Genomic DNA, 9609 nt, shown 5'->3' on the forward strand with positions numbered 1-9609 from the left:
AGGCTTGCCCCGTCACGCCAAGGCGTGACGGAAGACCGAACAACCACCTGCTTCACAGACCCATATATGGGTCTGTGAAGCGGCGTTGTTCGGTCGCCTGACAGTCGATAAAGGCTGCAAATGGTAAATCTTCAAATTGCATCTATATATATGGTTTGCTCCTCAAAATGGCAGCGGGCAAAGGATGATTTCGTTTTTATAACGTGGTAAATTAATAATGATAGCATTCCATCGCAAAAGGAAGGGCGTGAGCGAGATGGAAAAACGCATTTTAGTTGTTGACGATGAAAAACCGATTGCCGATATTTTGCAATTTAACTTACAAAAAGAAGGGTACGAAGTCATCTGCGCCTATGACGGCGAGGAAGCGCTGCAAAAAGTGGAAGAAACGATGCCGGATTTGATTTTATTGGATATTATGCTGCCGCTGAAAGACGGCATGGAAGTATGCCGCGAGGTGCGGAAAAAATACGACATGCCGATCATCATGCTGACGGCGAAAGATTCCGAGATTGATAAAGTGCTTGGTTTGGAGCTGGGGGCGGACGATTATGTGACAAAGCCGTTCAGCACGCGCGAGCTGCTGGCGCGAGTCAAAGCGAACTTGCGCCGCCATGCGCAAACAGCCAACCAAGAGGAAGTGGAGAATGAAACGAATGAAATCGTCATCGGGCCGCTTGTCATCCGTCCAGATGCGTACGTCGTGCAAAAACGGGGGGAGACGATCGCGTTGACCCAGCGCGAATTTGAACTGCTCCACTATTTGGCGAAACATATCGGCCAAGTGATGACGCGCGAACACTTGCTGCAAACGGTTTGGGGCTACGACTATTACGGCGATGTGCGCACGGTCGATGTGACGGTAAGAAGGCTGCGTGAAAAAATCGAAGACAACCCTTCCCATCCGTCGTGGATCGTCACAAGACGGGGCGTCGGCTATTATTTGCGCAACCCGGAACAGGAGTCATGAGTCGGCATGAAAAAAGTAGGGCCATTTCGTTCGATCCGCTTTAAGTTTGTTATTATTTATGTGCTGCTCATTCTTGTCGCCATGCAAATCATCGGCGTGTATTTTGTCCGTAAGTTGGAAACGGAGCTTGTGCAAAATTTCAAAAACTCACTGAACGAACGGGTGACGCTGCTCGCCTATAACGTCGAGCAGGCAATGAATCGGGAGCGCGATGAAAAAAGCCCGACATTGGAAGAAGACATCCGTTCGCTTCTTCATGATTTCGTTTCCCAAGATATTTCCGAAGTGCGCGTCATTGATGCCAAAGGGAAGGTGTTGGCGACGTCGAATCCGTATATGCAAAACATCGTCGGGAAGCGGACGACAGAGATTTACGTGAAGCGTTCGCTCGTCACCGGCGAAACTGTCGACCAGATGATGCTTGATTCAAGGACAGGCCATCGTATGTACATTTCCTCGACTCCGATTAAGACGAGCGGGGAAGTCAAAGGGGTCATTTACGTTATTGCCTCAATGGAAAACGTCTTTTCGCAAATGCGGCAAATCAACATGATTTTGGCGACTGGGACGGGGATCGCGCTCGTCATTACCGCCGTGCTCGGCATTTTTTTGTCGCGCACCATCACCCGGCCGATTTCCGATATGCGCCGGCAAGCGCTGGCGATGACAAGGGGCGATTTTTCCCGCAAAGTCAAAGTGTACGGCTATGATGAAATCGGCCAGCTGGCGATGACCTTTAACAACTTGACGAAAAAACTGCAGGAAGCGCAGGCGACAACGGAAGGCGAACGGCGCAAGCTTGAGTCGGTGTTGACGCACATGACCGATGGCGTGATCGCGACCGACCGCCGCGGCCGCGTCATTCTCATTAATGATGCGGCGTTAAACATTTTGAATGTTTCACGTGAAACAGTGCTGTCGAGTTCGATCGTCGACGTGCTCGGCATCGCTGACCAATATACGTTTGAAACGCTGCTCGAGGAACGCGACTCACTCATTTTGGATTTCAGCACCGATGAGGAATTGTACATTTTGCGGGCGTCACTATCGGTCATTCAAAAAGAGGGCGGGTTTGTCAACGGGCTGATTGTCGTTTTGCACGACATCACCGAGCAAGAAAAAATCGACCGCGAGCGGCGGCAGTTCGTCGCCAATGTCTCGCATGAGCTACGCACGCCCTTGACGACAATGAAAAGCTATTTAGAGGCATTGGCGGATGGCGCCTGGCAAGATAAAGACATCGCTCCAAGGTTCATTCAAGTCGTGCAAAATGAAACGGAGCGCATGATTCGGCTCGTCAACGACTTGCTTCATCTGTCGAAGCTCGACAGCAAAGATTACAAGCTGAAAAAGACATGGATCAATTTTTCGGCTTATTTTCATAAAGTGATTGACCGGTTTGAACTGACAAAAAGCGATAACATCCGGTTCGTTCGCAAAATTCCGCGCCAGGCGATTTTCATCGAAGTGGATGAGGACAAAATCACACAAGTATTGGATAACATCATTTCCAATGCGTTGAAATACTCTCCGCAAGGCGGGACGATCACGTTCCGCGTCCGCGAGCTGGCCGACGAGATCATTGTCAGCGTCAGCGACGAAGGGGTCGGCATCCCGAAGGCCGATTTGGCGAAAATTTTTGAGCGTTTTTACCGGGTCGATAAGGCGCGGTCGCGCAAATTGGGCGGCACCGGCCTCGGACTGGCCATTGCCAAAGAAGTCGTGCTCGCCCATGGCGGGACGATTTGGGCGGAAAGCAAAGAACATAAAGGGACGACGATTTATTTTACGCTACCGCTAGAACGGGAGCAAAAGGATGACTGGTACGATGTATGAAGCGATCAAAACAGTTGTGTTGACGTCGCTTGTGCTCATCAGCATTATGATGACGTTTGCTTTATGGACGTATCATCCTAAATATGACGTGCTGCAAAACGACGAGTATATTCAGCACGTTTCCGTCAGCAATACGCAAGTTGATACGGAGATGGTCGTGCAGCCAAAGCAGGTGCTCATCCATAAAGGCGGAGCCCACTACGCCCTCACGAAAGAGGAAAAGAAAAATGAAGTGCTGAAAGAAGTCAAAAAATGGGCGCTCGACGATTTTGAGAACATTTCATCTTCCGTCCCGCAAGGAAAGTTTTTGTCGTTTTTAGACGGAAAAGAGCGGCTGGAAATCATTTACCCAGACGAGCTGCCGATCGATATTTACCGGTTGATCTTCACGGTGGAAGATAGAGGGCTTGATGGCTTGGCATTTGACCGCATTCTCGTTCCATTCAGTGAAGGGGATAAATTCCCAGTCTATTTTATCGCAACCGATAAGCACAAAATTTATAAGGCGACCGCCAGTGACGCTTCGCAGGACGCCATCAGCCGGCTGGCGAAGGAGGCCAACCATTTTCCCCGTTATTTCGCTTATCCGGTCAGTGAGACGAAGCAGCTTTATTTGCCGGAAAAAGAAGTGGAGCTTAGCAGTTTGCAATACTACACCGATGAGTTGGACGCCGATAAGTTTAAAGAAGCGCTGTTTAGCGACCCGAGCGTTGTGAAAAAGGACTTGATTCCGTTTGGCGAGGAGTACACCGATGGTTCGCGGCTGATGGACGTCGATTTCTTTCAGCGCATGCTGCTGTATGTCAATCCGGCAGCCCGTGTCTCCAATATGGGCCAAACTGATCAAGAAACTCACTTCATTCAAAAAAGCATTGATTTTGTCAATGAACATGGCGGCTGGACTGATTTATACCATTTTGCCCGTTGGAGTGAAGAAGATCGGAAAGTCATTTTCCGGCTTGTTGTCAACGGGTATCCGGTTTTTAATGAATACGGCATGTCGGAAATCGTGGAGACGTGGGGGGCGAGCGATTTAATGAAATATCAGCGCCCGCTCTTCCGTCTGGAAATCCCCGACCGCACCCGAACCCCGAAAACGTTGCCGTCCGGCCGTGAGATCGTCAAACAGCTTGAACAAGCGAAAGGCGTTCGCAAATCGCTCGTGAAAGATATCGCCATCGGCTACGAGCTCGTCAAAGATCCGGAACGGGAGAAAGTGATTCGTCTGGAACCGGCGTGGTTTTATTTGTACGAGCAAACGTGGAAAAAAGTGAGCGACGATGGGGACGGCGGAGGAGGGGGAACGAATGGATTGGAGTAAAACGAAGACGATTTTCATCATTGTGTTCCTCATCCTCGACTGCTTTTTAGTGTATCAGTTTGTGGAAAAACGAAACAGCAGCCAGCTTGATGTCATTTTGGAAACGACCATTGAAGAGCAGCTCGAAGCGAACGGCATCACGTATGTGGAGCTGCCGAAAGAAGTGACGAAAGCGGCGTACGTCAGCGGCAAAAGCCGAGAGTTTACCGCCGCCGATACGAAAAAACTGTCCGCGCAAAAAGCAAAAATCGAAGAAGGAGAAACGAAATTGAAAGGAACGTTTCTCCATCCCATTGCTTTAAATGTCAGCGACCCGTACCAGTTGCGCGAGTTTTTGCGGCGCTATATTTTGGATGGGGAGCAGTACGCCCTTTGGTCATTTGATGAAGGGGAAGGAACGGTAATTTGTTACCAAGTGTACGAAGGCAAAATGATTTATGGCAACGAAAACAGCAAGCTCATCATTCATGTCAATAAGCAGCAAAAAGCTGTTTCTTATGAACAGACGATGCTCGATGACTTGGAAAAATACGAGCGGAAACAAGACATCGTTCCGGCCATTAAAGCTCTTGAGACGCTGTACCGGAAAGGATATTTGCAGCCGGGCGACCGCGTCACGAAAGTGGAGCTTGGCTACTATGGCCTCGTCCAGTTTACCGCTTCCCAAGTGTTGACGCCGACATGGCATATCGTCGTCAATCGGAAAGAAGATTATTTTGTGAATGCGTTTGAAGGACAAGTCATTACCGATGAAGGAAGTGTGTTGGAGTGAGCTTGAATGACGATGCGATTTAGTGTACTGGCCAGCGGCAGTACCGGCAACGCGTTTTACGTTGAAACGGACCGCCAACGCTTGCTCGTCGACGCCGGGTTGAGCGGCAGGCAGCTTGAGCAGCTGTTTGCCGAAATCGGCCGCCATCCAAAGGAGCTTGATGGGCTGCTTGTCACCCATGAACATAGCGACCACATTAAAGGGCTTGGGGTGCTCGCTCGCAAATACCGCCTGCCTGTGTATGCGAATGAAAAAACATGGCGGGCGATGGAACAGGTCGTCGGCGACATTCCGGCCGAACAAAAATTTGTCTTTCCACTCGGCGCGGTGAGGACGTTCGGCGATGTGGATGTCGAATCGTTTGGCGTCTCTCACGATGCGGCTGAACCGATGTTTTACGTCTTTCACTACGGGGGAAAAAAGCTTGCGTTGCTCACCGACACCGGCTACGTGAGCGAGCGGATCAAAAAGACGATCGAAAATGCTGATGTGTTCGTGTTTGAAAGCAACCACGACGTCGGGATGCTGCGGATGGGGAGGTATCCGTGGAGCGTCAAGCGCCGCATTTTAAGCGATGTCGGCCATATTTCGAACGAGGAAGCAGGGCTGGCGCTTGCCGATGTGATCGGGGAGCGGACAAAACAAGTGTATTTGGCTCATTTAAGTCAAGATAACAATATGAAAGAGCTGGCGCGCATGACTGTGGCGCAAATATTGGAACAAAGAGGGCTGGCAGTCGGCGCCCGCTTTCATTTATACGACACCGATCCCCGTCGGGCGACCGCGTTGGCGTATGTATGAGAGGCGTTTTGGCTAAACTGGGGAAAATGTGTTTGTTGGATTTTTTTCTCTATTGATGATTATAATGAGGGATGAAGACGAATGTGGAAAGGGTGGTGAATGTGGGATATTACGATGACCATTACGAAGCGCACGGGCAAACGAGACGGAAACGGCGCAGCGGTTCGTTTTTGTCCACGCTTGTCGGCGCTGTGTTAGGAGGATTGCTTGTCCTCATGTCCATTCCGGCGTTTTCCCGTTGGGACGTCCTCCCGTACGACATCGTGCCGTCGCAAGAGGAACGAGGGAAGCCGGAAGGGGAAAGTGAAGCTCCTGCGGTTCGGCAAAGCGTTTCCGTCGATGTGACGACGGCGGTGACAAAGGCGATCGACCAAGTATCGGATGCGGTTGTCGGCGTTGTCAACATTCAAGAAGCCAGCTTCTGGTCGCAAGGAGGCGAGGCTGGCGTCGGATCGGGCGTCATTTACAAGAAAGCGGGAGGACGGGCGTTTATCGTCACGAACCATCATGTTGTTGAAAACGCCAGTCAGCTCGAAGTGAGCCTCAAAGATGGGACGAGAGTGCCGGCGAAGCTGCTGGGCAGCGATGTGCTAATGGACTTGGCTGTGCTGGAAATCGATGCAAAGCATGTGAAAAAGGTGGCTGAGTTCGGCGACTCCGACGCGGTAAAGCCAGGAGAGCCGGTCATCGCCATCGGCAACCCGCTTGGCCTGCAGTTTGCCGGGTCGGTGACGCAAGGCATTATTTCCGGGACGAACCGGACGGTGGAAGTTGACTTGGACCAGGACGGCTCTCCGGATTGGAATGCGGAAGTATTGCAGACAGACGCAGCCATTAACCCGGGCAACAGCGGCGGCGCCCTCGTCAACATCAAAGGGCAAGTCATTGGCATTAATTCGATGAAAATCGCCCAAGAGGCGGTTGAAGGCATCGGATTTGCGATCCCGATCAACACAGCCATTCCGATCATTTCGGACTTGGAAAAATACGGACAAGTGCGCCGTCCATATATGGGCGTTGAACTTCGCTCGCTGAGCGACATCCCATCGTACCATTTGCAGGCGACGCTTCATTTGCCGCCGAATGTAACAGAAGGGGCTGCGGTCATCCGAGTCGTGCCGATGTCGCCAGCCGCCCAGGCAGGCTTAAAACAGTTTGATGTCATCGTGGCGCTTGATGGCGAAAAAATCCGCAATGTGCTCGACTTGCGCAAATATTTGTATACGAAAAAATCGATCGGCGACCGGATGGAAGTCACGTTTTATCGTGATGGGGAAAAACGCACGGTCACGATGAAGTTGACGCGTGAGTCGTATTAAACGAAAACGATGGAGGAGCGGAAACGCTCCTTCTTTTTTCCACAAGGAAAGGAGCGAGAATGATGATATTCACATGTGAGGAGCACATCGATATGGCCATTGACGAATATGTGGATGAGACGGAGCAGGCCCCTGATGTCATGTTTGTGGATAACAGCGAAAAACTGTGCCGTTTTTGCAAGAAAAAGGCTGTCTATGCCGTAGGATGCTGATGTTTTTGCACAATATGTGGATATGTGTTGTGTATATGTGGATAAATATTGTTGATAAGTTGTTTGTAAGGTGGGGATGATGTGTGCATATTTCCATTGCTGCTGTGGGCAAATTGAAGGAAAAATATTTAATTCAAGGGATCAATGAGTACACAAAGCGTCTGTCCGCATATGCAAAAATTGAGATCATTGAGGTCGCCGATGAAAAAACCTCCGAACGGGCAAGCGAACTTGAGGAAGAGCAAATCAGACAGCGGGAAGGCGAGCGGCTGTTGGCGAAAATTCCGCATGACGCCCACGTCATCGCGCTTGCGATTGAAGGAAAGATGAAATCGTCCGAGCAATTTGCTGCCCGTCTCGATGAGCTCGCCACCTATGGCAAAAGCAAGGTAGTGTTCGTCATCGGCGGCTCGCTTGGCTTAAGCAAACAAGTGATGGCGCGCGCTGACGAGGCGTTGTCGTTTTCGAAAATGACGTTTCCTCACCAGCTCATGCGTCTCATTTTGCTCGAGCAGATTTACCGCGCATTTCGGATCAACCGGGGGGAGCCGTATCACAAGTGAGCCGTCCCCTTTTACTTTGGGGGATGTTTTTTTAATACTTTTTTCTCAGTTTAGCTGGTTTTGTTCCGATAATGTTTCGTGTGATACATAAATGGTGACACGATGTTCGGACGTTTTATCGGCAAACAACGACTTTAACATCGCCCCAAGAGGCAAGGGGTATGCGTCGTTAGTCGCCGTAACAAGATGAATCAAAGGGCCCTCACCACCTTATTGAACTATTCCTCTTCTGTCATCCATTACTGAAAAGGATGAAGAAGTTTGCCTTGGCAGTGCAGCCGAGGATAGCCCCATTTTTTCGTTAATGTATGGTGGCTGCGCCGTTTTTGCTTAGGCCGGACGGTGCGGAGAAAACAAAAAGGAGCTGCCCCGTCACGCAACTCCCCCGCATTGGGCTGATACTTTATTTTTGCCGCTTTCTTTCGAACGGAGCAATAAATGGTCGGCATAAATGTACGCTTTTTCAATTGACATCGTTCCTTCTGCTTGACAAAAGTAAAGACCAAACGACGACGTATAGGCAATGGGACGTTTCGCCGCCATATAATCGACCAACACGGTGCTGCGGCGCACGGCTTCTCGAATCTCCTCGACAAGCCGGACGCTCTCTTCAAACGTGCGATGACGCAAAAACATCGTAAATTCTTCACCGCCGCTGCGGAACAAAAAATCGCCCTCTTTGAGAAACTGTTTCAAGGTTGAGGCAAAATGGCGGATCACCTCGTCGCCAACAGCGTGGTTGTACGTGTCATTAATCGATTTAAAATTGTCAATATCTGCGACGACAACGCCGATCCATTCGCCTGTCCCATTCAGCTTGGCGATCGTTTTGTCCATGTAGGCGCGGTTATGGACGCCGGTGAGAAAATCGGTGTACGCCATCTTCTCAAACTGATCGCGCTCCAGTTTATGACGGATGCTTTGCGATTTGGAAAAAAACGAGCGACTGACAAAGTAATTAAGCAAAAACAAACTTAAAAGCATATCCCACCGCTGTTCTTGCAAAAAGAGAAATAACAGACCATTTGTCAGCGCCGTTTTTCCCATGTCCGTCCAGCTTCTTGTTTTAATAAACTCAAGCGCTTCGCCTTGTGTCCGAATATCGCCGGTGAGATAAAAAACGATGATGAGACAGCAATCAGTCAGCAATGAAACGATGACGACGAGCAGAAAAACGAGCAGCCAAAAACCGATAAGCGGAACGGATTGAAACAGCGGGTTAAGGAGGTTGTATAGAGCGAACGCCAATGAGTTGAACGTCACAAATGAGCCGATGTTGTACAACGTGTGCAGCCATTCATCCGGTTCCGCTGTTTTTAAATATTTCTTTGTCAGATGTTCAGTCAAGCAAAACAGCGATTCAAAAATAAGCAGCCCGAGTGGGCCAGCAAACAAGGAGAACGATAAGCTGTAGTTGATGCCGTAGTCAACCGGGATATTGTTTTTTGTTTTATCGACGACGCGCAAGTGCGAATACAAGCTGGAAAACAGCCAATAAAACAGCAAGGCGATCATATATGTACGATCGAAGGAAGGCGGTTTTGACATAACCGCAACAGCAATCGATGCGAAAAAAACGGAAAAAATAACCGGTCGCGCTCGGAATAACATGTCGACTCTCTCTCCTATTATCTGACCTCTGACAACTTCAGCGCTGACGAAGCGATGCTAAAAAGAGCATTCCCGTTAGGAGCTTTTCCGGGGACTTGATCAAAAAAAGCCCTCTTGGTATGATGCAGGGGTGTCAACCACATCACTCACCATACCAAGGAGGACTTCAGATGAATTGTACACAAAACTATAAAATTGATCAAG

The 9609-nt window shown here is 49.7% G+C and carries 9 protein-coding genes; 8 read left to right on the forward strand and 1 reads right to left on the reverse strand.

The genetic code is table 11. The annotated features are described in order from the left end of the window. Nucleotides 1-256: 256 nt before the first annotated feature. The 8 genes from yycF to rlmH all read left to right on the forward strand — a co-directional run bounded on the left by yycF (nucleotide 257) and on the right by rlmH (nucleotide 7794). On the forward strand, nucleotides 257-970 hold the full coding sequence (gene yycF, locus IKE44_RS01755) for a response regulator YycF (protein WP_049625405.1): 714 nt from the start codon (nucleotides 257-259) through the stop codon (nucleotides 968-970). 6 nt (nucleotides 971-976) lie between these two features. After that, nucleotides 977-2806, forward strand: coding sequence for a cell wall metabolism sensor histidine kinase WalK (gene walK, locus IKE44_RS01760; protein WP_121678145.1), 1830 nt, complete (start codon nucleotides 977-979; stop codon nucleotides 2804-2806). Continuing rightward, a complete protein-coding gene (locus tag IKE44_RS01765; protein WP_121649996.1) occupies nucleotides 2799-4127 on the forward strand; it encodes a YycH family regulatory protein in 1329 nt (442 codons plus the stop codon). Before walK ends, IKE44_RS01765 begins: the two co-directional genes overlap by 8 nt. Continuing rightward, nucleotides 4114-4899, forward strand: a complete 786-nt coding sequence (locus IKE44_RS01770) for a two-component system regulatory protein YycI (protein WP_121678144.1) — start codon at nucleotides 4114-4116, stop codon at nucleotides 4897-4899. Before IKE44_RS01765 ends, IKE44_RS01770 begins: the two co-directional genes overlap by 14 nt. Nucleotides 4900-4905: 6 nt before the next feature. Next, on the forward strand, nucleotides 4906-5700 hold the full coding sequence (locus IKE44_RS01775; RefSeq protein WP_033016890.1) for an MBL fold metallo-hydrolase: 795 nt from the start codon (nucleotides 4906-4908) through the stop codon (nucleotides 5698-5700). Nucleotides 5701-5801: 101 nt separating this feature from the next. Further along, entirely contained in the window at nucleotides 5802-7019 is a 1218-nt protein-coding gene (locus IKE44_RS01780) for a S1C family serine protease (protein ID WP_053532759.1), read from the forward strand. A gap of 62 nt (nucleotides 7020-7081) precedes the next feature. Next, nucleotides 7082-7231 (forward strand): CxxH/CxxC protein, encoded by a 150-nt coding sequence (locus IKE44_RS01785; protein ID WP_064213449.1) that lies wholly within the window; start codon nucleotides 7082-7084, stop codon nucleotides 7229-7231. A gap of 83 nt (nucleotides 7232-7314) precedes the next feature. Beyond that, on the forward strand, nucleotides 7315-7794 hold the full coding sequence (gene rlmH / locus IKE44_RS01790; protein WP_020754209.1) for a 23S rRNA (pseudouridine(1915)-N(3))-methyltransferase RlmH: 480 nt from the start codon (nucleotides 7315-7317) through the stop codon (nucleotides 7792-7794). Nucleotides 7795-8166: 372 nt separating this feature from the next. On the opposite strand, the gene IKE44_RS01795 is transcribed toward rlmH, so the two are convergent. Further along, a complete protein-coding gene (locus IKE44_RS01795) occupies nucleotides 8167-9405 on the reverse strand; it encodes a GGDEF domain-containing protein (protein ID WP_049625410.1) in 1239 nt (412 codons plus the stop codon). Between the last annotated feature and the right edge of the window lie 204 nt (nucleotides 9406-9609).

The organism is Geobacillus sp., assembly GCF_017515625.1.
In the GTDB taxonomy this organism is placed as follows: Bacteria; Bacillota; Bacilli; order Bacillales; family Anoxybacillaceae; genus Geobacillus; species Geobacillus stearothermophilus.

Excerpts from the sequence above, each read along its gene's own strand:
- IKE44_RS01775 (WP_033016890.1), top strand. The coding sequence starts at position 4,906 with ATGACGATGCGATTTAGTGTACTGGCCAGCGGCAGTACCGGCAACGCG.
- IKE44_RS01795 (WP_049625410.1), bottom strand. The coding sequence starts at position 9,405 with ATGTTATTCCGAGCGCGACCGGTTATTTTTTCCGTTTTTTTCGCATCG.
- yycF (WP_049625405.1), top strand. The coding sequence starts at position 257 with ATGGAAAAACGCATTTTAGTTGTTGACGATGAAAAACCGATTGCCGAT.
- IKE44_RS01770 (WP_121678144.1), top strand. The coding sequence starts at position 4,114 with ATGGATTGGAGTAAAACGAAGACGATTTTCATCATTGTGTTCCTCATC.
- IKE44_RS01785 (WP_064213449.1), top strand. The coding sequence starts at position 7,082 with ATGATATTCACATGTGAGGAGCACATCGATATGGCCATTGACGAATAT.
- IKE44_RS01765 (WP_121649996.1), top strand. The coding sequence starts at position 2,799 with ATGTATGAAGCGATCAAAACAGTTGTGTTGACGTCGCTTGTGCTCATC.
- walK (WP_121678145.1), top strand. The coding sequence starts at position 977 with ATGAAAAAAGTAGGGCCATTTCGTTCGATCCGCTTTAAGTTTGTTATT.